The sequence below is a fragment of the Rahnella aquatilis CIP 78.65 = ATCC 33071 genome, from assembly GCF_000241955.1.
Taxonomy (GTDB): Bacteria; Pseudomonadota; Gammaproteobacteria; order Enterobacterales; family Enterobacteriaceae; genus Rahnella; species Rahnella aquatilis.
In genome coordinates, this window is sequence record NC_016818.1 from 3,666,655 (window position 1) to 3,691,413 (window position 24,759).

The following is a 24,759-nucleotide window of genomic DNA, read 5'->3' on the forward strand; positions in this document are numbered from 1 at the left end:
TAACTAGATTCAGGCCTTAATAGCCTTGATAACATTAATCATTTCAAGCGCGGTCAGTGCAGCTTCTGCACCCTTGTTACCGGCTTTTGTCCCTGCGCGTTCGATGGCTTGTTCAATGCTTTCTGTGGTCAGCACACCAAAGGCAACCGGGATTTCGCTGTTCATGGCAACGCTGGACAGGCCAGAGCTGCATTCGCCCGCTACAAATTCAAAGTGGGCAGTGCCCCCGCGGATCACGGTGCCAAGTGCAACAACCGCATCATACTTACCGCTTTCAGCCAGTGCGCGGGTTGCCAGAGGCAATTCGTATGCACCCGGGACCCAGACTACGGTGATGTTGTCATCGCTGACCTGACCAATACGTTTCAACGCATCAACAGCGCCGGAAAGCAGGCTGTCGTTAATAAAATTGTTAAAACGAGCAATCGCGATCGCTACGCGCGCGTTAGGCGTGGCTACAACACCTTCGATAACGTTCATAGTTTTCCTTAAAGTGGGTTCAGGAGTTTCTCAACCCCAGCCGCAGGGGGGCGGATTCTATCATAAAATAACCCTGCCTGGACATGCGCTTTTAAAGCCATTCAGCAGGGAGGAGTAAAATTCTCAATACACCGGTTTCAGGCGCAAACGTAAGTCAGGGCCAACCTGGCGGATATCACTGAAAATGAATTCAGGCGCATCCGCCAGATGTTGCAATCCTGGCAGTTCACACAGTGCGCGACCATTATCGCCCAATAACTTAGGGGCCATATAAACGATTAATTCATCAACCAGACCGGCTTGTAATAAGGCACCGGCCAGTTGCGCGCCTGCCTCCACCCAGATGCAATTTATCTGACGTTTCGCCAGTTGCATCATCAGCAGAACCAGATCAATGCGGTTATCGCGCCCCGCCACGCGCCATTGTTCGACGGACTCCGGCCAGACTTGTGTGTCAGTTTCCAGCCGTGCGAGCCATACTTCACCAGGTAAGTTCATCAGCTGATGCTGTGGCGTTACGCGGTTCTGGCTGTCGAGAATAATCCGCAGCGGCTGACGCAGATTTTTCTCGGGATAAATCGCCTGCACGTCACTGCCCAGTTCGCTCCAGCGTACATTAAGCGAAGGATTGTCCGCGAGAACCGTCGCACTGGTGCTCAGAATAGCCGAGCTTTCAGCACGAAAACGCTGAACGTCAGCGCGGGCAGCCGCTGACGTTATCCACTGGCTTTCGCCCGAGGCCATCGCGGTCCTGCCATCTATAGACGCGCCCATTTTGAGCTGAACATAAGGAAAACCGGTACGCATACGTTTCAGGAAACCGAGGTTCACCGCTTCAGCCTGCGGATGCATCAGCCCGTGGCTGACATCCACTCCGTTTTGTTTCAGGCGGTATAAACCACGCCCCGCGACCTCCGGGTTAGGATCCTGCATCGCGGCAACGACGCGGGCGATACCTGCCGCCAGTAAGGCATCAGCACATGGCGGCGTCCGACCATGATGACTGCATGGCTCCAGCGTCACATAGGCTGTGGCCCCTTTCGCTTTCTCACCGGCCATACGTAATGCGTGGACTTCGGCATGGGGTTCGCCGGCACGCAAATGATAACCCTCACCGACGATTTCGCCATTTAAAACAATGACACAACCGACGTTGGGATTAGGTGTGGTCGTGAAACGGCCGCGTCGAGCAAGCTCGAAAGCCCGCGCCATGTAGCGTTCATCAGCATGATTTTCGGCGAGTTGTTGTTCTGCAGGTTGTTCAGGCGACATCAGTTTTCCTTAATCCTGAAGACGGGCGATCTCTTCACCAAATTCACGAATATCTTCGAAGCTGCGATACACCGACGCAAAACGAATATACGCGACTTTATCCAGCCCTTTCAGGGCGTCCATCACCAGATTGCCGATCATCTTGGCCGGAATTTCACGTTCACCTGTCGCGCGCAGCTGCGACTTAATGTGGCTGATGGCCGTTTCGACGTCATCAGAACTGACCGGACGTTTTTCCAGTGCTTTCAGAAAGCCACCGCGAAGTTTGTCTTCGTTGAACGGTTCACGAACCTCATTGCTTTTAATGACGCGCGGCATCACCAGTTCCGCCACTTCAAACGTGGTGAAACGCTCATGACACACCAGGCACTGACGGCGACGGCGGACCTGCGATCCATCGCCTACCAGACGGGAATCGATGACTTTAGTATCAACAGCGGCACAAAATGGGCAATGCATAGCACTTCCTGATCGCGAACTCAATTGGACATTAGTTTAACCCGAAGTGTGCCGACAACAAAGGCTGTCGCTACTTTCATCGACATCGGGTTAAACTTAGTTATTGATATTGGTGCCCGGACGGAATGTTTCAACGGGCTGATGAAAGGAAGTCTCTGAAATGACAAAACACCCACGCCTTTTGCTGGCCTGCGCCACATTGTTCAGCCTGACGGGCTGCGCGACGCAAAATTCACAAATACCGGCGTTGAAAACAGAAGTCGGTCAGCTTAATCAAAAGCTGCAACGCCTGACGGATCTGGCCATCGCACTGGAGCAGCAAACTACGCTAAACCGTCAGTCAGATAATGGTGTCTATTTGTTACCGGCGGCCAAAAGTGCCGCCTTGCTCAAAAGTAACATTGGTGAATTAAGCGTTCAGCTGACCCGCATCGCTCCGGATGCCAGCGGCGTACAGGCTGTGCTGGAAATCAAAAATAATGCCGGACAGCCATTGCCGCCATTTACGGCTTCCCTGAGCTGGGGGCAGCTCGATCCGGTGACAGGCAAGCCGCTGACTGTCGATATGCAAACCCAGACCCTTACCGTCGAGCCAGATCTCCTGCCGGGCCCGGTGAAAACAGTCGATGTGAAGTTTAATCAGGTCACCGTCGAAACTCTGGGATTTGTTCAGTTGCATAATATCGTGGCGACACCGCCGTCCCCGGTTGTAACAAAGTAAAGACAGCGAATAACAGATAAAAAAAACCCCGCAATGCGGGGTTTTCCTGTTCCGGCAACGAACCATCGGCAACTTACGGAAGAATGGAAGGCTGATCGGCGCCCTCTTTTTCCACTTTCTGCTGCAACATGTGTTCACGCTTCATGCCCAGTTTCAGAGCCAGCGCCGAAGCAACGTAAATCGATGAAGCCGTACCGATTGAAACACCAATCAACATGGTCAGTGAGAAACCACTCAGCAATGCACCACCAAACAAATACAGCATCAGGATCACGACTAACGTGGTACCGGATGTGATTAATGTTCTGTGCAACGTCTGGGTCAACGACACGTTAAAGATTTCGTAAGATGTCCCGCGACGGATCTTGCGGAAGTTCTCACGAATACGGTCCGATACCACTATGCTGTCGTTAAGCGAGTAACCGATAACTGACATCAACGAAGCGACGATGGTCAGGTCAACCTCGATATGGAACAACGAGAGCACACCCATGGTGATCACAACGTCGTGAGCAAGCGCGATAACAACACCTGCTGCCAGACGCCACTCGAAGCGAAAACCAACGTAAATCAAGATAGCGATCAATGCCACTAACAGCGCCATAGCACCATTTTGCGCCAAATCAGCCCCTACGCTTGGGCCAACGAACTCGATACGTTTCACCTGAGCATTCTGGCTGGTCGTTTCGTTAATCACGCTAAGAACTTTAGCACCCAGTTCCTGTCCGCCTGTTTCACCCTTAGTCGGTGGCATACGAACCATGATGTCACGGCTGCTACCAAAATTCTGTACCAGCGGTTCTGCAAAGCCTGCTTTCTCAAGCGAAGCGCGCATCACGTCCAAATCCGCAGGTTTTTCCAGCGAGATTTCAATGACCGTACCGCCGGTGAAATCCAGACCCCAGTTGAAACCTTTCACGCCAATAATGGCGATAGAAAGGATCAACAGGAAACCAGAGATACCGAAAGCCCAGTAATCCCAGCGCATAAAGTCATAGACTCTACGGCCGTGGTTTAATTGTTCAACAGTATATTCCTGTGCCACAACGCACTCCTCAGATAGACAGCTTTTTGATGCGCTTGCCGCCGTACAACAGATTTACGAGGGCACGGGTACCGACGATTGCGGTAAACATTGACGTCGCTACACCAATACCGGTAGTAATCGCAAAGCCTTTAATTGCCCCGGTGCCGACGGCATACAGGATGATGACCTTGATTAGCGTCGTGACGTTGGCATCAAAGATGGAGCTGAACGCGCCTTTGTAACCTTCATCAATAGCCTGCTGTACTGAACGTCCGTTACTAAGTTCTTCCTTAATACGTTCGTTGATCAGTACGTTGGCATCAACCGCTACGGCAAGGGTTAATACGATACCCGCAATACCCGGCATAGTGAGTGTTGCCCCTGGTATCAGAGACATGATCCCAACAATAAGCACCAGGTTAGCAATCAGCGCAGAGGTCGCAATCAGACCAAACTTCTTATAGAAGAACAGCATGAAGATAATTGAGACCACAAGTCCTGCCAGACAGGCTTCCAGACCTTGCTTGATATTTTCCATCCCTAAGGTCGGGCCGATAGTACGTTCTTCAACAATCTGAATTGGCGCGATCAACGCACCGGCCCGCAGCAGAAGGGACAACTGACGGGCTTCATTCGGATCGTTCACCCCGGTGATGCGGAAGCTGTTACCCAGGCGTGACTGAATAGTTGCCACGTTGATGACTTCTTCCTGTTTCGCCAGTATTGAACGGCCATTGGCATCTTTCTTACCGCTGTCTTTGTATTCCACGAACAGGGTCGCCATCGGTTTACCGATATTGTCCTTCGTGAAGTTAGACATGGCGTTACCGCCAGCGCTGTCGAGAGAGATGTTAACCTGCGGCTGATTGTACTCATCCATGCTGGATGTAGAATCAGTGATGTGGTCACCGGTCAGTATCACGCGTTTGTACAGAACTACCGGACGGCCATCACGCATGTCTTTCACTTCGCTGTCGCCCGGTACACGACCGGTTGAAGCAGCAGAAGCATCCACATTGGTGTTAACCAGACGGAATTCCAGTGTCGCGGTCGCGCCTAAAATTTCTTTAGCACGCGCAGTATCCTGAATACCTGGCAACTCAACCACGATACGGTCAGCACCCTGACGCTGTACCAGCGGCTCGGCGACACCCAGTTGGTTGACACGGTTACGCAGGATGGTGATGTTTTGCTGAACGGCATACTCGCGCGCTTCACTCAGGCGAGCATCAGTCATCATCACGCGAGCTGCATTATCGCCGCTGTTGGTGATCACTAAATCGCGGTGACGTGGGCTCAGATAGCTGACCGCAGAATCACGGGTAGCAGCATCGCGGAAACGCACTTCAACGCCATAGTTGTCGAGCTTACGCACCGTGGCATAAGGAATATTCTTGTCGCGCAGGTCACTGCGCATGTTGTCCATCGTTTGCTCTTGCAGCTTACTCAGCGCGGTATCCATATCCACTTCCATCAGGAAGTGCACACCACCACGCAAGTCGAGGCCCAGCTTCATCGGCTCAGCACCCAGCATGCTTAACCAGCGCGGCGTTGCCGGCGCGAGGTTCAGTGCAATAACAAACTTGTCGCCCAGCGCTTCAGTCAGCGCTTCACGTGCACGAAGCTGTATATCCGTGTCTTTGAAACGGGCAAGAATAGCGCCATTCTCCAGAGCAACTGATTTGATCTGGATTTTGTTTTGATCTAATACGTTACGGACTTGGTCCAGCGTTGCTTCACTGGCGTCGGAACCCCGAGCACCAGTGATTTGAACAGCCGGATCCTCACCATATAGGTTGGGAAGTGCATAAAGCAGCCCGACGATGATCACAACGATCAGCATCAGATACTTCCACGCAGGATAACGGTTTAACACGGCAGTTCCCTTCGGGAAAATCGAAAATTAGATAGACTTCATTGTGCCTTTTGGCAGAACTGCTGCCACGAAGTCACGTTTGATCATCACTTCGTTGGTGTCGTTCAGTGCGATAACCACATAACCGGTTTCGGCTACTTTGGTTACGCGACCGATCAGGCCACCCGTGGTCATGACTTCGTCACCTTTACCGATAGAGTCCATCAGTTTTTTGTGTTCTTTAGAACGTTTCTGCTGCGGGCGCAGGATCATGAAATAGAAAATCAGACCAAAAACCACCAGCATGATAACCAGAGAGTAAGGACTTCCCTGTGACGGTGCGCCGGTCGCTGCGACTGCATCAGAAATGAAAAGGCTCATTTAAATTCCCTCATTGTTGTTGTGAAGCAAATTGATATAAAACAAACCGAGAATCCGACCCGGAGTCTGGCGATAAAACGTCTCGCACAATACCCCATAATGCCGGTTCAAGAAATTATAAAATCGGCACCCCCTTTCGAAGATGCCGACGCGAGAAAGAAATCAGAAGTTTAAAGGCGGAACCGGTTTGCCTTTACGCTCGTAGAAGTCTGTCACAAACGCTTCCAATTTACCCTCTTCAATAGCCTGTCGTAAACCGGCCATCAGACGCTGGTAATAGCGCAGGTTATGGATCGTATTCAGCCGCGCACCCAGAATTTCGTTGCAACGGTCGAGATGATGCAAGTAGGCACGGCTATAATTGCGACATGTGTAGCAATCACAGTGTTCATCGAGCGTTGACGTGTCATCTTTATGCTTCGCATTACGGATTTTTACGATGCCGTCGGTGACGAAAAGATGACCATTTCGCGCATTGCGCGTTGGCATTACGCAGTCAAACATGTCGATGCCGCGACGTACGCCTTCAACCAGATCTTCCGGTTTACCGACCCCCATCAGATAGCGAGGTTTGTCTTCCGGAATTTGCGGGCAAACGTGCTCCAGAATACGGTGCATGTCTTCCTTTGGCTCGCCCACTGCCAGACCGCCCACAGCGTAACCATCAAAGCCGATATCTACCAGCCCTTTTAATGATACATCTCGTAAATCTTCGTAAACGCTGCCCTGAATGATTCCGAACAAAGCATTCTTATTATTCAACTCGTTGAAGCGATCCCGGCTGCGTTTTGCCCAGCGCAAAGACATCTCCATAGAGCGTTTGGCGTAATCCCAGTCGGCAGGATATGGCGTACATTCGTCGAAGATCATCACGATATCGGAGCCCAGATCGTTTTGGATCTCCATGGACTTTTCCGGGCTCAGGAAGACCGGATCACCGTTGATCGGGTTGCGGAAATGCACGCCCTCTTCTTTGATTTTACGCATCGCGCCCAGGCTGAACACCTGGAAGCCGCCGGAATCGGTGAGGATCGGTCCGTGCCAGTTCATGAAATCATGCAGATCGCCGTGCAGTTTCATGATCTCCTGACCCGGGCGCAGCCACAGGTGGAAAGTGTTGCCCAGCAAAATCTGTGCGCCGGTCTCTTTGACTTCTTCCGGGGTCATGCCTTTTACGGTGCCGTAAGTGCCCACCGGCATAAATGCCGGGGTTTCAACCACGCCGCGTTCAAAGACCAGACGCCCGCGACGTGCGCGGCCATCGGTAGTGCTTAATTCGTACTTCACATTGCCTCCAGCATCAGAGAAACAGTCTGATGAGGTTAAATCCGTGGCATGACGCCCGGAAAAGAAGGCCCGGATGCACCGGGTGCGACCAGGCCGGTAATTACTGACTCAAGGTTACTGGCCGACCACTTCCTGCGGCGCCAGCGGGTTACGGTTGATGAACATCGCATCGCCATAACTGAAGAAACGGTACTGCTCTGCGACGGCCTGATGATAGGCATTCATCGTATTTTTATAGCCGGCAAACGCCGACACCAGCATGATCAACGTTGATTCAGGCAGGTGGAAATTGGTGATCAGGGAATCAATCACCTGATAGTGATAGCCCGGATAGATGAAAATCTTGGTATCGCCAAAGAACGGCGCAATCAGCGCATCTTCACTGGCCTTCGCCGCACTTTCCAGCGAACGCACAGACGTTGTGCCCACGGCCACCACTTTATTGCCGCGCGCTTTGCAGGCCAGCACCGCATCCACCACGTCCTGAGGCACTTCGGCATACTCAGCGTGCATGATGTGGTCTTCAATGGTGTCTACACGCACCGGCTGAAAAGTCCCTGCGCCCACGTGCAATGTCACAAATGCCAGCTCGACGCCTTTGGCTTTCAGTGCATCCAGCAGCGGCTGATCGAAATGCAAACCGGCAGTCGGGGCAGCGACCGCACCCGGACGCTCACTGTAGACCGTCTGATACAATTCACGGTCAGCCTCTTCATCGGGGCGATCGATATACGGCGGCAGCGGCATATGACCGATTTCGTTGAGCAGAGTAAAGACATCACGATCTTCATTAAATTCCAGCTCAAACAAGGTATCGTGACGCGCCAGCATGGTCGCTTTAATATCTTCTTTATCACCGAGCAGCAGTTCAGCGCCCGGTTTTGGCGATTTAGACGCACGCACATGGGCCAGAACGCGGTGTGAATCCAGCACGCGCTCAACCAGCACTTCAATTTTACCGCCGCTGACCTTACGGCCAAACACGCGCGCCGGGATCACCCGGGTATTGTTAAATACCAGCAAATCGCCGGGATGAATTTTATCGAGAATATCGGTGAACACGCCGTGCGTTAACTCACCGCTTGGCCCGTCCAGAGACAACAAACGACAGCCGCTGCGCTGGGTCTGCGGATAGCGGGCAATCAGGGATTCAGGGAGTTCAAAAGAAAAATCGGCAACACGCATGGCTTTTCACTTCACTTAACGACAAAAACAGGCGGCTTAGTCTAGTGGGACGGGGCATCCCCTGCAAGCATCTGCGTCAATAAAGGCATCCGCTGCCCTGTCAGAGATCAACTTTCCTGCGTTATACTTCGCGAATGAATTTTTTAGCCCACCTCCATCTGGCCTCGCTGGCCAAAAGCTCCCTGACCGGCAACCTGCTGGCAGACTTCGTTCGCGGCAATCCTGACGGCCAGTTCGCTGAAGAGATCGTCCGCGGTATCCGTATGCACCGCCGCGTAGATGTCATGACTGATTCGCTGCCGGAAGTGAAAATTGCCCGCAGCTATTTCCGTGAGGATTTTCGCCGCGTCGCGCCGATAACGCTTGATGTCGTCTGGGATCACTTCCTTTCCCGCCACTGGGCCACCATTCATCCGCAGCAATCACTGGAAGATTTTCTTGACGACTGTCAGCAGGAAATTGAACCTCAGTTGCCTCACATGCCAGAACGTTTCCAAAATCTGAACGCTTATCTCTGGCCGGAACGCTGGATGGAACGCTATGCCGCGCTGCCTTTTATTGCTGACGTCTTACGCGGTATGGCCAACCGGCGGCCAAAACTTGCCGCACTGACCGGCTCCTTCCATGATATCGAACTCAATTACGATGCCCTCGAGCAACTGTTTTGGCAGTTTTATCCGGTGATGATGCAACAGGCGGGAGACCGGCAAATCTGACAAATACCGCAAATTTTGTGGATTACTCCTCAATTCTCTGCAAGACAAAAGCAGTTGTTAAAAAAGTATGAGACTTACTTCAAAGACTGATAGCCGGATGCTATCTGATTGATTGGTACGATGGGGTTTATTCACCCGGGTGTTGCCCCTATACTGGCAGTCGTTTTGTTCACACCTTCCTTCTCACCTACGACGCCCGTAAGGGTTTCATAAGGAGTAATAATATGGTTCTGGTAACTCGTCCAGCCCCTGATTTCACCGCAGCAGCAGTACTGGGCAGCGGCGAAGTAGTTGAAAACTTCAACTTCAAAAAACACACTGCAGGCAAACCTACTGTTATCTTCTTCTGGCCAATGGATTTCACTTTCGTCTGTCCTTCTGAACTGATCGCTTTCGATCACCGTTACGAAGAATTCCAGAATCGTGGCGTAGAAGTGGTAGGCGTGTCCTTCGACTCCGAGTTCGTTCACAACGCATGGCGTAACACCCCGGTTGAGAAAGGCGGTATCGGTCCTGTTAAGTACGCGATGGTTGCTGACATCAAGCGTGAAATTCAGAAAGCCTACGGTATCGAACATCCGGACGCTGGCGTTGCACTGCGCGGCTCTTTCCTGATCGACAAAGAGGGCGTTGTTCGTCACCAGGTCGTTAACGATCTGCCACTGGGTCGTAACATCGACGAAATGCTGCGTATGGTTGACGCGCTGCAATTCCACGAAGAGCACGGCGAAGTGTGCCCGGCTCAGTGGGAAAAAGGCAAAAAAGGCATGGGCGCATCTCCGGACGGCGTCGCTAAATACCTGTCTGAAAACGCGTCAAACCTGTAATCCTTACACGGATTTCATGGTCAATAACGGTCAGCCCCGCTGGCCGTTTTTTTTTGCCTGTCACCCGGCACGATCACAGTTTCTCGTCTTATCTCCTCACTCCCGGTCATTTACGTCTACGCTGAAAACGGTCTGACTACGTCATTGTGGCGTGCCGTTTGCATAAAACGGTTGGACAAAATTCATAAAAAAGCGTTATCACACAATAGCCTGAAGGTTATGACTCAAAAGACAGGGTAATAGACAGGAGCCTATATGTTACGGAAATCACTCATCGCGCTGGCCATGCTGACCAGTTTGCCGTTGTACGCGGCATCAAATCCCGCAGTGGAAGCTAAAAATGGCATGGTCGTCACCTCGCAATATCTGGCGTCTCAGGTCGGCGTCGATATTCTGAAAATGGGGGGTAATGCCATCGATGCCGCCGTGGCTGTCGGCTACGCACAGGCCGTCGTCAACCCATGCTGTGGCAATATCGGCGGCGGAGGCTTCATGACGGTGCATCTTGCCGACGGTAAAGACACCTTCATCAACTTCCGCGAAACCGCCCCCGCGGCCGCCAGCGCTAATATGTATCTGGATGCCGACGGTAACGTGAAGAAAGGTGCCAGCCTGTATGGTTATCTCGCTGCAGGTGTGCCGGGTACGGTACTGGGCATGGATACCGTGCAAAAGGAATACGGCAAACTGACACGTCAGCAGGTCATGGCACCGGCGATTAAACTGGCCCGCCAGGGCTTCGTGCTGACCCGCGCCGATACCGATATTCTCGATACCACCGTCAAACGCTTCAAAGAGGATCCTGAAGCCGCACGTATCTTCCTGCGCAAAGACGGCAGCGCGCTGCAACCCGGTGACAAACTGGTGCAAACTGATCTGGCCAACACGCTGGAATCCATTTCCAGACACGGGCCGGATGCGTTCTATAAAGGCAAAATCCCGGCGGCGGTAGAAGCGGCGTCGAAGAAAGGCGGCGGTATCCTGACAGCGGCTGATTTCGCAAACTATAAGGTCACAGAAGACACCCCGATCACCTGCAGCTATCGCGGCTATAAATTCGTCTCTGCTCCCCCGCCAAGCTCCGGCGGCGTCACCCTGTGTGAAATCCTCAACATCGTTGAAGGCTATGACCTGAAAAGTATGGGCTTCAACTCGGCGGCCTCGATTCACATTCTCACTGAGGCCATGCGCCATGCGTATATGGACCGTAATACCTATCTCGGCGATCCGGAATTTGTAAAAAACCCAATCGACCGTCTGGTGAGCAAAAGTTATGCCGAAGAAATCCGTAAGAAAATAGAAGCCGATAAAGCTACGCCATCCACGGCGGTTCAGCCGGGTATGGAACCGCATGAGAAACCCGAAACTACGCATTATTCTATTGTCGATAACATGGGTAATGCAGTGTCCACCACTTATACGGTGAATGGCCGCTTTGGTTCGGTAGTGATTGCACCGGGTACCGGCTTTTTCCTCAATGACGAGATGGATGACTTTACGACCAAAGTCGGCGAGAAAAACCTGTACGGTCTGGTGCAGGGCATCAAAAATGCCATCGCCCCCGGTAAGCGCCCGCTATCGTCTATGAGCCCGAGCCTGGTGACTAAAGACGGTAAAATATTCATGGTTCTGGGGTCACCCGGCGGTTCGCGTATCATCACCATTACTTTGCAGGCGGCACTGAATGTCATCGACTACGGTATGGCACCTCAGGAAGCGGTGGATGCGCCACGTATTCACCATCAGTGGCTGCCGGATGAGGTCTATTACGAGCAGCGTGGCGTGTCGCAGGACAGCCTGAACATACTGCAGAAGATGGGGTATAAAATGGTGGAACAGACGCCATGGGGCGCGACAGAGCTGATTATGGTGGGATTACCGGGGGCTGCTGGCGTGACATCGGCGAACTCAGGTAATGACTCTGCGGTGTCAGGCAAGGTTCGCGAAGGTTATCTCTACGGTGCGAATGATGTACGGCGACCAGCAGGTGCCGCGATAGGTTACTAAACCCGACGAAAAAGCCCCCGGCATCTGATGATATCGGGGGCTTTTCTTTACCGGAAGGTAAGTGCTTGCTTACGCTTTGTTGCTCAGCGCCAGCGCGGCTTTCTTGCGATCGTTACGGCGTTTGAAGGCATAACCCACCAGTAATGCCACCACCCAAACCATCCCGACATACAGCGAAACACGGGTATCCGGGAAGTAACCGATCAGGCCGATGATAAACACCAGAAAAATAATCCCGAACACCGAGGTATAGACGCCGCCACGCAGCGGGAACTCCAGCTCTTTTACCTGTTGTTTGCTCAGCTTGCGACGGAAACCAATCTGGGAAAACAGGATCATAATCCACACCCAGACCGTTGCGAAGGTCGCCAGAGACGCGATCACCAGGAACACGTTAGACGGCATGATGTAGTTCAGGTAAACCGCCACCAGCAGCGCCGCCATCATCACCAGCACGGTGACCCACGGTGTCCCCAGACGCGATACCTTACTGAACATTTTCGGTGCCTGTCCCTGCTCTGCCATCCCGTGCAGCATACGGCCCACGCCGAACACATCACTGTTAATGGCCGAAAGCGACGCGGTGATCACCACAAAGTTCAGGATTGCCGCCGCCGCCGTAATGCCCATGTGCTGGAAAGTCAGCACGAACGGACTGCCCTGCGTCCCCACCTGATTCCAGGGGAAAATAGACATGATCACAAACAGCGTACCCACATAAAACACCAGAATACGCAGCGGTACGGAATTGATCGCTTTAGGGATAGATTGCTTTGGGTTTTCCGCTTCACCGGCGGTGATCCCGATGATTTCAATGCCGCCGTAAGCAAACATCACCAGTTGTAAGGACAGAATTGTCCCCATGATACCCTGACTGAAGAAGCCGCCGTTACTCCACAGATTGTGGATGCCGGTCGCCTGCCCGCCATTGCCGATACCCCAGAAGATAATGCCAAAGCCTGCCACAATCATGATGATAATGGTCAGTACCTTGAAGAAGGAGAACCAAAACTCCAGCTCGCCAAACACTTTTACGCTGACCAGATTGATGGCACCGATGATCAGCACAACGCTGAGAACCCAGGTCCATTGCGGCACATCCGGGAACCAGACGCCCATATAAATGCCGAACGCGGTCACATCGGCGATGGCGACGATGAGGATTTCGAAACAGTACGTCCAGCCGGTGATGTAACCCGCCAGCGGTCCGAGGTAATCCTGCGCATAACGCGAGAATGATCCGCTCTGCGGGTTGTTAACAGACATCTCGCCGAGGGCACGCATGATGATAAAGGCGATAATCCCGCCGACCAGATACGCCAGCAAGACGCTCGGCCCCGCCATTTTAATCGCGTCTGCCGAGCCATAAAACAAACCGGTTCCGATGGCTGAGCCCAGTGCCATAAAGCGGATATGGCGCGTTGTCAGGCCACGTTTTAACGTCGTGCCCGGCGCTTCTTGTTGCGCAGTTGGTTGTTCAGCTTCTTGCTGCATGTGCATTAACCCGTGTTGTTTTTTTTAATATCAAAAATCGTATTCTAAAAAAATGACTTTTAGCCTGCCAATGAAAAAGCCACGGAAGGGTTCTCCGTGGCCTGATTGGCGAAACATTCGTCAGACGATCATGCGTTTATATCTTCGAACATTCACCCGGTGATCACTGGTGCGCGGTTACGCTGCGCGGGCCGCTGATTTTGTCATAAATTCCGACCAGCACCAGCATTAATAATGACGGTGGTAACCAGGCAAGACCTTGTGCAGCCAGGGGCAGGTTCGCCGTCCAGGCGGGCATCAGGTCAACAAAAGCAGACGCCTTGATACCATCAACAATGCCAAACACCAGGCTTACCAGCATCACCGGCGCCACGATACGCGTGGTGCTGTTCCACCAGCGCAGAGTGAAACTCAGTACAACCAGCGCGATACATGGCGGATAAATCGCTGTCAGCACTGGCACTGAAATCGCAATCAGATGGCTCAGCCCCAGGTTGGACACCAGCATGGAGAACAGACCCAGAATGAAAACCAGCGTCTTATAAGACAGCGGCAGATACTGAGCAAAGAATTCCGCACAGGCGCAGGTCAGGCCAACCGCCGTCACCATGCAGGCGATAAAGATCAGCGCACCGAGGAAGAAGCTGCCAACACCGCCAAAGGTATGTGCCACATACGCATGCAGAATAATCGCACCGTTGGTCGCATCCGGCACCAGTGAAGCACTATTTTCGCCGAGTTTGAACAGGCTCAGGTAAACCAGCATCAGACCCAGACCGGCAATCAGCCCCGCCAGCACCGTATAACGGGTCAGCAGTTTGGCGTCAGACACACCACGGGAACGCGCGGCATTGACGATAACGATACCAAACACCAGCGCACCCAGCGTATCCATGGTCAGATAGCCGTTAACGAAACCGCTGGAGAACGGCACGGTCTGATAAGCATCCACCGCAGGCATCGGAGAACCGGCTGGCCACAGTACGGCAGCGATACCCAGCGCAGCCAGGGCGACCATTTTCAGCGGCGCGAGGAAATGTCCGACGGTATCGAGCAGACGACCCGGATACAGAGAAATGCCGATGACCAGGGCGAAATAGATCACGCTGTAAATCAGCAAAGGCAGCGGGCCATCACCGGTCATCGGTGCGATACCGACTTCAAAAGAAACCGTCGCCGTGCGTGGCGTGGCAAACAGCGGACCCACCGCCAGATAACACACGGTGGCCAAAAGGATACCGGCACCCCGACCAATAGGCGTACTCAGGGCATCCACACCGCCGCCAACGCGTGCGAGTGCAATGACCGTCATCACCGGTAGCCCGACTGCGGTGATCATAAATCCGGCGGCAGCCCACCAGACGTCATGACCTGCCTGCAAGCCAACCATTGGCGGGAAAATAATGTTCCCGGCCCCGACGAATAAGGCGAAGGTCATGAACCCCAGCGCCAGAATATCTTTATTTGTTAAACGAGTACTCATGATGGGTGTCGTGTTGCCTGTTCAAATGAATAAAGTGTCCGATGCTGCCGTCGTGCCACGTCGTCAAAAGGATGAATGACCTGAAAAAGCCAGAGACCACCAATGTAAGATTCGAAGTGAGCAAAACGCCTGATGATATGCAGATGATTACGTTGTTATGCAGGGAGTATCGAGCGACAGCGGAGGCTAAGGTAATCTTTTATAGCGTATAAAGGCAAGCCGTGATCTAAAAAGCAGAGCCTTTGACCAGATTAACCCATCAAAGCAGGTATATTCACTAAATACAGAGAAAAATGCACCATATGATATGTATGATTTTTGCACTAACAAAGCACAAGATATGCTCCGATAAGACGAAAAATGCGTGAAATCACCATTCCCGGAGGGTTTCACGCACAATATCCAGCATATTTAAGAGGCCAGAATTTGACCTCTTTCAGGGATTACCAGACGCGGGCAGCAATATCGACCACCAGTTTCAGTTTTTCCCACTGTTGCGCTTCGGTCAGGCTGTTACCCTCTTCGGTAGACGCAAAGCCGCATTGCGGGCTGAGGCAAATCTGGTTGATATCCAGATATTCCGCGGCTTCGGCCAGACGTGATTCCACCGTTTTCGCCAGTTCAAGCTCACCGGTTTTGGTGGTGATCAGTCCCAGAACGGCCTGCTGATGGCCTTTCTTAATGAAACGCAGCGGCTCGAAGCCCCCGGAGCGCTCGTTGTCATACTCCAGGAAGAAGGCATCGATGTTCACGCCGCCAAACAGGATCTCCGCGACCGGCTCATAGCCGCCTTCAGAAATCCAGGTTGAACGGAAGTTGCCGCGACAGACATGCAGACCAATCACCAGATCGTCCGGTTTACCGGCAATCGCTTTATTCAACACGTCAGCGTAAGTACGTGCTAACTCTTCCGGAGAGTCGCCACGTTCGCGGATTTGCTTCTTCTGATCTTCAGAACACAGGTAAGCCCAGACGGTGTCATCGAGTTGCAGATAACGGCAACCGGCATCGTAAAACGCTTTAATCGCGTCACGGTAAACCTGCGCCAGATCGTCAAAATAGTCTTTCAGATCCGGGTACACCTCTTTGCTGATGGCATTACGGCCACCCCGGAAATGCATCACGCTTGGGCTTGGAATGGTCATTTTCGGCACCGCTGTTCCGCTGATGCTTTTCAGAAAACGGAAATCTTCCAGCATCGGGTGCGAACCGAAACCGAGTTTGCTGATCACTTTAATACTGCGTGCTTTGGTCTGCACGCCGTTGAACTGGATCCCCTGCACCGCATCGTAACCTTCCACGCCTTCCAGACCTTCGAAGAAATCGAAGTGCCACCACGCGCGGCGAAATTCACCGTCAGTCACCACTTGCAGACCGGCTTCGCGCTGTAAATCCACCACGCGGCGGATTTCCGCATCTTCCACGGCGCGCAGTTGCGTGGCATCAATCTCACCGTCCTGAAATTGCTTACGGGCTTCTTTAATCGCCGCAGGGCGCAGGAAACTGCCAACGACATCAGCGCGGAACGGAGGGGTTGTACGTTGCATGTATGACTCCTTTTAGGTACCCCGCTGCATGTAGCGGAATACGAATAATTCACATAATAAATAATTACGTCGCGTTATATTTAGACTTCTGGATGTCTAAACGTCTTTATAACGATACTGTCATGCAGATTGTTCAGGGGCAACAGAGGAATCCTCATGGGGCTTGAATAAAATTCATGATCGTTTCGCGATGTTTCATGATGCTGAACAATATTTGTCCCGTTGCGATCTGTGGTAATAAATACTATAGTTATTTTTACCAGGGACGATAGCATGAACTGTTTACGTATTTTCGTTACAGAGGATTTTCACGACTTCATGACCGCCAGCAAACTGTCGGAAAAGGATATCCTCAGGTCGGCACATGAACTGGCAAACGGACTTTTTGATGCGGATTTATCCGGCAACGTTTACAAGAAGAGAATTGCACCGACAGGGAGATCGAAATCAGGGTTTGGCCGGGCCGTTGTCGCTTTCCGTTTGGAGGATAAGATTTTTTTTATCGATGGCTGGCTGAAACACAGTGTCCGTAAGAAGGGACCTGAAATTCCCGACAAACTTTTGTCTTTGTATAAGGCCATTGCTAAAGATTTGCTCAATTTCACAGAGTTGCAACTCGAAACAGAACTTCGAACTGGATTAATTAAAGAGGTGATTTCTAATGGTTGATGAACGTTTGCTAAAAATGCAGCGGATGGCTCAACGCTTCCATGACTCATCTGGCGTGGTTTCACAAACCACGATGCGTGAAATTAACAAAATTGTTGATGAGGCCGTTCAGGAAGAAAGACTGAAAGCCTTTGCAGAAAGCTCTGCTGAACGCATTCGTGCGTTGCGGGAAAAAGAAAAAATCAGTCAGGGTGTGCTGGCCAGACTCATTAATATGTCGGCTAACAGCATTCAAAAATGGGAACGTAACGAAACGAAACCAACGGGTGCCGCCCTGCTTTTACTGCTGTTAATCGAAGAAAAAGGTTTACAGATCATTTGCTAAAAGAAGCCACAGCTTGTTGCTGTGGCTTGATTTTTATCCCTTCACATCGCTTTGGCTGGCCTGTTCCTGAGGAACAATCAACTTCGGTGCCAGCGTAAACATAAAGCGCGTACCCACCCCCACTTCACTCATGACTTCAAGTTTCGTGTGGTGATGGCTGAGCGCATGTTTGACGATCGCCAGCCCGAGGCCGCTGCCGCCGGTCTGGCGTGAGCGGGCTTTGTCAACGCGGTAGAAACGTTCGGTCAGGCGCGGCAGGTGCTGCGGCGCAATGCCCGGCCCGTTATCACTGATCTGGAACTGTGCGCCATGCGGCGTTTGCTGCCAGCTGACTTCAATCCGCGTACCGGCTGGCGTGTGGTTGACGGCGTTATACACCAGATTCGACACCGCGCTGCGCAACTGATCTTCATTACCAAAGACCTTCAGCTTGTCATTAATGCGAAACACCACTTCATGCCTGCCGTTGCTTAACGTTTGCACTTCACGTTCGAGCATACCGAGCATCACCGGAATATCGACTTTTTCATGCAAATCAATATTCGCTGAAGCTTCGATTTTCGACAGTGTCAGCAACTGTTTCACCAGCCCGTCCATCCGCCGCGTCTGTTCCTGCATGGTATCGAGCGCTTTGCTGCGAAAAGGCTCTTCCAGCTTGGCGTCTTCCATCATTTCCAGATACCCCTGCAAGACAGTCAGCGGCGTTCTCAGTTCATGACTGACGTTAGCGAAGAAGTTACGCCGCGCGCCTTCGAGCTGACGCATCTGGGTCACGTCGCGCGCGACCATCAGCAATTGCCCTTCGGAATAGGGCATGACGCGAAACTCGACGTAATGCTCATTATTGAGTTGCAGATTCAGCGCCCGGCTGAAATCGCGGGTCTGGATCCACAGCCGGAATTCCGGATAACGCAGCAGGTTGAAGATATGTTGTCCGTTATCCTCCGGCCAGCGGAAACCGAGCAAATCCTGCGCCAGCCCGTTGCACCAGAAAATATTGCCGTCTTCCGTGGTCAGCACCACAGCATCCGGCAGTGATTCGGCCCCGCTGCGAAAGCGTTTGATGAGCTGACCTAATTCGCGACGCCGGCGCCGGTTGCGCATCTGCATCTGGTTCAGCCCGTAAAACAGCGGCTCCCAGCTCCAGCGACCATTCGGCGGCGTAATGCTGCGGTCAAGCCACAACCAGTGTGAGAGTTTGAGCTGATTGTAATAATTCCAGCCCAGTGCCGCAGCCAGCGACACAAAAAGGAGCCAGCCGAAATGGCCGACGAAGATACCGAGAATTAACGCTGGCAGGCAAAAAAGAAATAATTCACCGGCCAATCGTTTCCATGACAAACGTTCTAGCACACAGATTCTCCGCTGTGAGGACTCAATAACGCGTTGAAAAACGGTATCCGGTACCGCGAACAGTCTGGATCATTCTGTCATGTCCGCTGGTTTCCAGCGCCTTACGCAAACGACGAATATGCACGTCTACCGTGCGATCTTCCACATAAACGTTAGTGCCCCAAACGTTATTGAGCAACTGTTCCCTGCTGTATACCCGTTCGGAATGGGTCATAAAGAAGTGTAATAACTTGAATTCGGTCGGCCCCATATCGAGCGCCTGCTCATTGGCCATCACACGGTGAGACGACGGATCCAGGCTTAAACCCTGCATGTCGATCACTTCTTCCACCGCCATTGGCGAGATGCGACGCATCACGGCTTTAATGCGGGCAACCAGTTCTTTCGGAGAAAACGGTTTGGTGATGTAATCATCGGCACCGACTTCAAGGCCGCGCACCCGATCTTCTTCTTCACCGCGTGCGGTCAACATCATCACCGGAATTTCGCGGGTCAGTGCTTCACGTTTAAGATGCTTAATAAACTGGATACCGGAACCGCCAGGTAACATCCAGTCGAGCAGGATCAGCTCAGGGTAAGGTTCAACAAGTTGCCCGATCGCTGAATCAAAATCCTCAGCTTCTACGGCCTGATAGCCATTTTGTTCCAGTACAAAACACACCATTTCACGGATTGGAGCTTCGTCTTCAACCACCAATATACGTCTAGCCATCGTAGGTCCTGCCAATAGGTTAGCGATCTTTTATTTGATTGCGGGCGCCATTATGCGTCAGTTTTGTGACAGATTTATGAATGAAAAGAATGGTTCATTACAGTCAACTATGACAGATACATTTCTTCTATTTAGCGGCCATCTTGCTGAAATTGGTCTGATTTATCGGGGACAGCTTCCCCCGCTGGCGTTTATACTTTGCCCCATCGTCGTCATCCAGGGTTCATACGGGAGTCTCATGCGCCTGATCCACACGTCAGACTGGCATCTCGGCCAGTACTTTTTCACTAAAAGCCGTGCAGCCGAACATCAGGCATTTTTGCGCTGGCTGACCGGTCAGGTGCAGCAACATCAGGTCGATGCCGTGATTGTCGCGGGCGATATTTTCGATACCGGATCGCCGCCCAGTTATGCCCGCGAATTGTATAACCGCTTCGTGGTGGAATTACAACACACCGGCTGCCAGCTGGTGGTGCTGGCGGGCAACCACGATTCCGTCGCCACACTCAATGAATCGCGCGAGCTACTTTCCTGCCTGAACACGCGGGTGATTGCTACCGTCGGTGAAAACCTTTCTGAACAGGTTTTAGTGCTCCGTCAGCGTGACGGAAAACCGGGCGCGGTACTGTGCGCCATCCCGTTTTTACGTCCGCGTGATCTGCTCGCCAGCCAGGCCGGTCAGTCCGGCAGCGACAAACAACTGGCGTTGCAGGAAGCCATCGCCGCGCATTATGACGCACTGTGGCAGGCCGCGCAGGCCAGACGTGACGAACTGGGCGTGCCGCTGCCCATTATTGCGACCGGCCATCTGACGACTGTCGGCGTCAGTACCTCTGATTCCGTGCGCGACATCTATATAGGCACGCTTGATGCGTTTCCGGCGCAGGCCTTTCCGCCGGTCGATTATGTGGCATTGGGGCATATTCACCGCGCGCAGTGCGTCGCCAAAACGCATCATATCCGTTACAGCGGCTCGCCGATTGCCCTGAGTTTTGACGAGCTGAGCAAGGCCAAAAGCGTATATCTGCTCGATTTCGACGGCGCAACGCTCAACACCATCGAGACACTGGAAATCCCCGTTTTCCAGCCAATGCAGATAATCAAAGGCTCGCTGGCGGAGATTGAAAAGCAACTGGCGCAGTTCGAAGGCGGCGATGCGCAAAAAACCGTCTGGCTGGATATCGAAGTCGCCACGCAGGATTACCTCAGTGATATTCAACGGCGCATTCAGGCGCTAACGGCCGATCTGCCGGTGGAAGTCGTATTGTTACGCCGCAGCAAAGAACAACGCATCAGCAGTATTGGGCAGCAGGAAAAAGAAACCCTCAGCGAACTGAGTGTCAGCGACGTCTTTGAACGGCGGCTGGCGCTGGAGCCGGCCCCTGATGAACCCCGTCAGGCGCGGATGCGCACATTGTTCGCGCAGGTTGTTGAACAGGTCACCAGCGGTCAGAGCGCGGAGGACAGCCCACGATGAAAATTCTCAGCCTTCGTTTAAAAAACCTGAACTCGCTGGAAGGCGAATGGAAAATTGATTTCACCGCCGAGCCGTTTGCCAGCAACGGATTATTCGCCATCACCGGCCCGACCGGCGCCGGGAAAACCACCCTGCTCGATGCTATTTGTCTGGCGCTTTATCATCAGACGCCACGGCTGAATATCACGCCAAGTCAGAACGAACTGATGACCCGCCACACTGCCGAATCACTGGCGGAAGTGGAGTTTGAAGTGAAAGGTGTGGGTTACCGCGCATTCTGGAGCCAGCGGCGTGCCAAAAATTCCCCTGACGGGAATCTGCAGGCACCGAAAGTCGAGCTGGCGTTACTGGCCGACGGCAAAATCCTGGCCGATAAAGTACGCGACAAACTCGACGCCATCGCCACCCTGACCGGGCTGGATTTTGGCCGTTTCACCAAATCGATGATGCTGTCTCAGGGGCAGTTCGCCGCGTTTCTGAATGCCGATGCCAATGACCGCGCCGAACTGCTGGAAGAACTGACCGGCACCGAAATTTACGGGTTGCTGTCTGAACGCGTGTTTGAACAACATAAAGAAGCGCGTATTGCGCTGGACGGCCTGCATCAGCGCATGGCCGGAATCGAACTGCTCAGCGAAGAGCAGCGCCAGACGCTGGAAGCGCAACGTGCTGAACTGAACGCGCAGGAAATCAGTCTCAGCCAGCAGGCGCAGCAACGCCAGCAGGATCTGAACTGGCTGCAACAATGGCAGCAGATGCAGCAAAAACAGCAGCAATTTCAGCAGCAACTGGCCGCCGCAGAGCAGGAAAATCTGGCCGCCGCGCCGCAGTTACAGCAACTGGCGCGCAGTGAACCGGCAGAAAAACTGCGTCCGTTACTCGTTGATCGCCAGCGTTGTCAGGACGAATCACAACGCCTTCAGCAATGGCTGACACAACTGACGCAGCAGCAGGAACAGCAGCTTGTGCAGCTGACGCCGCTGAAACAGGCGCAAGAACAGGCTCAAACGGCACGGCAGACACAGGCCGAAGAACAGCGCCGGATGCAGACGCTGATCGAAGAAAAAATCCTGCCGCTGGACGGCGAAATCACTCAATGGCGCAAATCGCTGGCGGAAACACAGCAGGCGGTGGGTGAGTCGCAGAAACAGGCCGCTGAACAAAGCGCGACGTTGCTGCAAATCACGGCGGAACGCCAGAAGCTGGATGAAGAAAGTCGTCAGCATCAGACCCGCCAGACCGCACTAACCGAAGCCCTTAACGCCGCACAGCAGCGCCAGACCGGACTGGAAAAGCAGCACCCGCTGGCGGCCTTGCAGAAACGGCAAAAGGAACTGATGCTGCTCAGGCCGGTGCGTCAGCAGTTGTTTTCACTCGCGCAAATTTTCCCGCAACTGAACCAGCGCGTGCAGCAACAACATAAAGATTTTGCGCAATATCAGACGCAACTGACAGAGGAAGAACAGCGCCTGGGTGCGATCCGCCAGCAATGCCAGAAACAGCTGGAACATCTGAATGACGTCAAAGCGCTGCATAAACAGGAAATGCTGATCGTCAGTCTCGAAGCCGAACGCGCGAATTTGCAAAGCGGCCAGGCCTGCCCGCTGTGCGGCTCGACATCACATCCGGCGGTTGAACACTATCAGGAGATCAAACCTTCTGAAACGGCGCAGCGCGTCGAGAAAATGCAACTGGAATTCGATGCGGCAAAAGCCAGCGGTATCGAACTGGCGGCGAAGATCAAAAACCTGAAAGAACAGCAAACGCGTCTGCAAACCCAGATGGAGCAGGATCAGCAGCAACTGAATGCGCATACCGCCAACTGGCAACAGCTCAGTACGCCGCTGAATCTGACATTTACGCTGCATGACACCGCCGACATCACACAATGGCTGACTGCCCGCGACGAAGAAGAGCAGCAGACTCAGGCACTGATCAGCCAGCATGAACAACTGACGCGGGAGCTGCAACAGGCCAAAGATGCGCTGACTGACGCCCTGAACCAGCAGCAGAAAGTCCGGCAGCAAAGTGCCTTGCTGACCGAACGCATTACCGGGCTGGAAGAGATGCAGGCGAAATCTCAGCAAGATCTTGTGCGGTTGCAAAAACAACTGACGGAGGGTGAAAAAAACCTTTCTGCGCTGAATGCCCTGCGTCTCGAGCTGTTCGGTGAGCGCCAGGTGGCTCAGGTTCGCGAGCACTTACATCAGCAACAGCAGGCGGCAGAAAAAGCGCTCAGTGATGCACAAGCCGCGCTGCATAAAGCGCAGGAACAGCGCGACCAGTTGGCCGGTCAGTTGGCCAGTACGCAGCAGCGACAGTTACAGACCGCCGCACAACTGACGCAGGCGGAACAGGCGTGGCAGCAGGCGCTGAGCGCCAGCGGATTCGCCGATGAAATCGCAGTGAAAGAGGCACTGCTTGACGACGCGCTGCGTCAGCAACTTCAGCAACGCAAAGAACATCTGCAACAGCAACTGGCGCAGGTACAGGCGTTACTGATCGACGCCAAAGACATGCTGGAAAAGCACCGCCTTGCCCGTCCTGCACATCTGAGTGAAACCGACAGTGATCTCAACGCCCTGACGGTGCAGCAGACGGAACTGGCACAACAGCTGAAAGCGTTACAACAGCGTCTGGGCGAAGTGAAAAATCAGCTGGAAAGCGACAAACAGCGGCACAGCGGACAACAGGCATTGATCGCTAAGATTGCCCAGGCGCAGCTGACCTGCGATGACTGGGGTTATCTCAATCAGATGATTGGTTCCAGCGACGGCGCGAAATTCCGTAAATTCGCGCAGGGTCTGACGCTCGATCATCTGGTATATCTGGCGAACCGTCAGCTGGAAAAACTGCACGGGCGCTATCTGTTGCAGCGCAAAACCAGCGATGCGCTGGAGTTGCAGGTGGTCGATACCTGGCAGGCCGATGCCGTGCGCGACACCCGCACGTTATCCGGTGGCGAAAGCTTCCTGGTCAGTCTGGCACTGGCGCTGGCGCTCTCCGATCTGGTCAGTGATAAAACCCGTATTGACTCACTGTTCCTTGATGAAGGTTTCGGCACGCTCGATGCCGACACACTGGATACCGCGCTGGATGCGCTGGACAGCCTCAATGCCTCGGGTAAAACCATCGGCGTAATAAGCCATGTCGAAGCGATGAAAGATCGCATTCCGGTACAAATCAAAGTCACCAAGGTAAATGGTCTGGGTGTCAGTCGCCTGAGCAGTGAATTTAAAGTCTGACCGCCGTTTTTTGCCAGGGCATGCCGCTAGTGAGATTGCTAGCGATATGCCCTGTTGTGGATCCTGATTGTGAGCATCTGCACAAAAATCGCACCAGCGCAGTGCGTTCTCCTGTGCCAACCTGCTGAATTTCGGCTAATTCCCACCCGCCAGTAAACTGGCACGCCCTGTGCTTAACGTTATGTATACAAGTTGCAGTACAAGTTGCAACGCCTTCATAACCGCTAAGGGAACCGC

21 protein-coding genes are annotated in these 24,759 nt (G+C 53.0%); 8 read left to right on the forward strand and 13 right to left on the reverse strand.

Annotated features, from left to right (window positions below):
• Positions 1–9: 9 nt before the first annotated feature.
• The 3 genes from ribH to nrdR form a co-directional block, all read right to left on the reverse strand.
• The gene (gene ribH / locus RAHAQ2_RS16655; protein ID WP_013576664.1) at positions 10–480 is read right to left on the reverse strand and encodes a 6,7-dimethyl-8-ribityllumazine synthase; all 471 of its coding nucleotides are present in this window, start codon (positions 478–480) and stop codon (positions 10–12) included.
• A 123-nt stretch (positions 481–603) separates the two neighbouring features.
• Positions 604–1,752, reverse strand: coding sequence for a bifunctional diaminohydroxyphosphoribosylaminopyrimidine deaminase/5-amino-6-(5-phosphoribosylamino)uracil reductase RibD (ribD, locus tag RAHAQ2_RS16660; RefSeq protein WP_015698340.1), 1,149 nt, complete (start codon positions 1,750–1,752; stop codon positions 604–606).
• Between the two features lie 9 nt (positions 1,753–1,761).
• The gene (nrdR, locus tag RAHAQ2_RS16665; RefSeq protein WP_015698341.1) at positions 1,762–2,211 is read right to left on the reverse strand and encodes a transcriptional regulator NrdR; all 450 of its coding nucleotides are present in this window, start codon (positions 2,209–2,211) and stop codon (positions 1,762–1,764) included.
• Between the two features lie 160 nt (positions 2,212–2,371).
• Here nrdR and RAHAQ2_RS16670 point away from each other — a divergent pair, with 160 nt between their 5' ends.
• Positions 2,372–2,932: a DUF3251 domain-containing protein gene (locus RAHAQ2_RS16670; RefSeq protein WP_015698342.1), complete on the forward strand. Its 561-nt coding sequence runs from the start codon at positions 2,372–2,374 to the stop codon at positions 2,930–2,932.
• A 73-nt stretch (positions 2,933–3,005) separates the two neighbouring features.
• Here the strand turns inward: RAHAQ2_RS16670 and secF are convergent, their stop codons facing one another.
• From secF to queA, 5 genes are all read right to left on the reverse strand, one after another.
• On the reverse strand, positions 3,006–3,977 hold the full coding sequence (gene secF / locus RAHAQ2_RS16675) for a protein translocase subunit SecF (protein ID WP_015698343.1): 972 nt from the start codon (positions 3,975–3,977) through the stop codon (positions 3,006–3,008).
• A gap of 10 nt (positions 3,978–3,987) precedes the next feature.
• Entirely contained in the window at positions 3,988–5,835 is a 1,848-nt protein-coding gene (gene secD, locus RAHAQ2_RS16680; RefSeq protein ID WP_037040139.1) for a protein translocase subunit SecD, read from the reverse strand.
• Between the two features lie 27 nt (positions 5,836–5,862).
• Positions 5,863–6,195 carry a preprotein translocase subunit YajC gene (gene yajC / locus RAHAQ2_RS16685; RefSeq protein WP_013576670.1) on the reverse strand — a complete coding sequence of 111 codons (333 nt, stop codon included), beginning with the start codon at positions 6,193–6,195 and terminating at the stop codon, positions 5,863–5,865.
• 162 nt (positions 6,196–6,357) lie between these two features.
• Positions 6,358–7,482 (reverse strand): tRNA guanosine(34) transglycosylase Tgt, encoded by a 1,125-nt coding sequence (gene tgt / locus RAHAQ2_RS16690; RefSeq protein ID WP_015698345.1) that lies wholly within the window; start codon positions 7,480–7,482, stop codon positions 6,358–6,360.
• Positions 7,483–7,596: 114 nt separating this feature from the next.
• Complete coding sequence (gene queA / locus RAHAQ2_RS16695; protein WP_015698346.1) at positions 7,597–8,667, reverse strand: tRNA preQ1(34) S-adenosylmethionine ribosyltransferase-isomerase QueA; 1,071 nt, start codon at positions 8,665–8,667, stop codon at positions 7,597–7,599.
• 134 nt (positions 8,668–8,801) lie between these two features.
• Here queA and RAHAQ2_RS16700 point away from each other — a divergent pair, with 134 nt between their 5' ends.
• The 3 genes from RAHAQ2_RS16700 to ggt all read left to right on the forward strand — a co-directional run bounded on the left by RAHAQ2_RS16700 (position 8,802) and on the right by ggt (position 12,217).
• Positions 8,802–9,383, forward strand: a complete 582-nt coding sequence (locus RAHAQ2_RS16700; protein ID WP_015698347.1) for an acyl carrier protein phosphodiesterase — start codon at positions 8,802–8,804, stop codon at positions 9,381–9,383.
• 224 nt (positions 9,384–9,607) lie between these two features.
• Positions 9,608–10,210, forward strand: a complete 603-nt coding sequence (locus RAHAQ2_RS16705; protein WP_013576674.1) for a peroxiredoxin C — start codon at positions 9,608–9,610, stop codon at positions 10,208–10,210.
• Between the two features lie 255 nt (positions 10,211–10,465).
• Positions 10,466–12,217 (forward strand): gamma-glutamyltransferase, encoded by a 1,752-nt coding sequence (gene ggt, locus RAHAQ2_RS16710; protein ID WP_015698348.1) that lies wholly within the window; start codon positions 10,466–10,468, stop codon positions 12,215–12,217.
• A 69-nt stretch (positions 12,218–12,286) separates the two neighbouring features.
• Here ggt and proY read toward each other — a convergent pair whose 3' ends face one another.
• The 3 genes from proY to RAHAQ2_RS16725 form a co-directional block, all read right to left on the reverse strand.
• The gene (gene proY / locus RAHAQ2_RS16715; protein WP_193785485.1) at positions 12,287–13,711 is read right to left on the reverse strand and encodes a proline-specific permease ProY; all 1,425 of its coding nucleotides are present in this window, start codon (positions 13,709–13,711) and stop codon (positions 12,287–12,289) included.
• A gap of 163 nt (positions 13,712–13,874) precedes the next feature.
• A complete protein-coding gene (gene brnQ / locus RAHAQ2_RS16720; RefSeq protein ID WP_015698350.1) occupies positions 13,875–15,194 on the reverse strand; it encodes a branched-chain amino acid transport system II carrier protein in 1,320 nt (439 codons plus the stop codon).
• Between the two features lie 443 nt (positions 15,195–15,637).
• On the reverse strand, positions 15,638–16,741 hold the full coding sequence (locus RAHAQ2_RS16725) for a cobalamin-independent methionine synthase II family protein (protein ID WP_015698351.1): 1,104 nt from the start codon (positions 16,739–16,741) through the stop codon (positions 15,638–15,640).
• A 273-nt stretch (positions 16,742–17,014) separates the two neighbouring features.
• On the opposite strand from RAHAQ2_RS16725, the gene RAHAQ2_RS16730 reads away from it, so the two are divergent.
• Positions 17,015–17,410 (forward strand): type II toxin-antitoxin system RelE/ParE family toxin, encoded by a 396-nt coding sequence (locus RAHAQ2_RS16730; RefSeq protein ID WP_015698352.1) that lies wholly within the window; start codon positions 17,015–17,017, stop codon positions 17,408–17,410.
• Positions 17,403–17,735 carry a helix-turn-helix domain-containing protein gene (locus RAHAQ2_RS16735; RefSeq protein ID WP_015698353.1) on the forward strand — a complete coding sequence of 111 codons (333 nt, stop codon included), beginning with the start codon at positions 17,403–17,405 and terminating at the stop codon, positions 17,733–17,735. The genes RAHAQ2_RS16730 and RAHAQ2_RS16735 overlap by 8 nt, the downstream gene beginning before the upstream one ends.
• Before the next feature lie 33 nt (positions 17,736–17,768).
• Here RAHAQ2_RS16735 and phoR read toward each other — a convergent pair whose 3' ends face one another.
• Both phoR and phoB read right to left on the reverse strand, forming a co-directional pair.
• Positions 17,769–19,088 carry a phosphate regulon sensor histidine kinase PhoR gene (gene phoR, locus RAHAQ2_RS16740; protein ID WP_015698354.1) on the reverse strand — a complete coding sequence of 440 codons (1,320 nt, stop codon included), beginning with the start codon at positions 19,086–19,088 and terminating at the stop codon, positions 17,769–17,771.
• Positions 19,089–19,110: 22 nt separating this feature from the next.
• Positions 19,111–19,800 (reverse strand): phosphate response regulator transcription factor PhoB, encoded by a 690-nt coding sequence (gene phoB / locus RAHAQ2_RS16745; RefSeq protein ID WP_013576682.1) that lies wholly within the window; start codon positions 19,798–19,800, stop codon positions 19,111–19,113.
• 238 nt (positions 19,801–20,038) lie between these two features.
• On the opposite strand from phoB, the gene sbcD reads away from it, so the two are divergent.
• Complete coding sequence (sbcD, locus tag RAHAQ2_RS16750) at positions 20,039–21,277, forward strand: exonuclease subunit SbcD (protein WP_037040144.1); 1,239 nt, start codon at positions 20,039–20,041, stop codon at positions 21,275–21,277.
• Positions 21,274–24,522 carry an exonuclease subunit SbcC gene (sbcC, locus tag RAHAQ2_RS16755; RefSeq protein ID WP_015698356.1) on the forward strand — a complete coding sequence of 1,083 codons (3,249 nt, stop codon included), beginning with the start codon at positions 21,274–21,276 and terminating at the stop codon, positions 24,520–24,522. The genes sbcD and sbcC overlap by 4 nt, the downstream gene beginning before the upstream one ends.
• Positions 24,523–24,759: the final 237 nt, after the last annotated feature.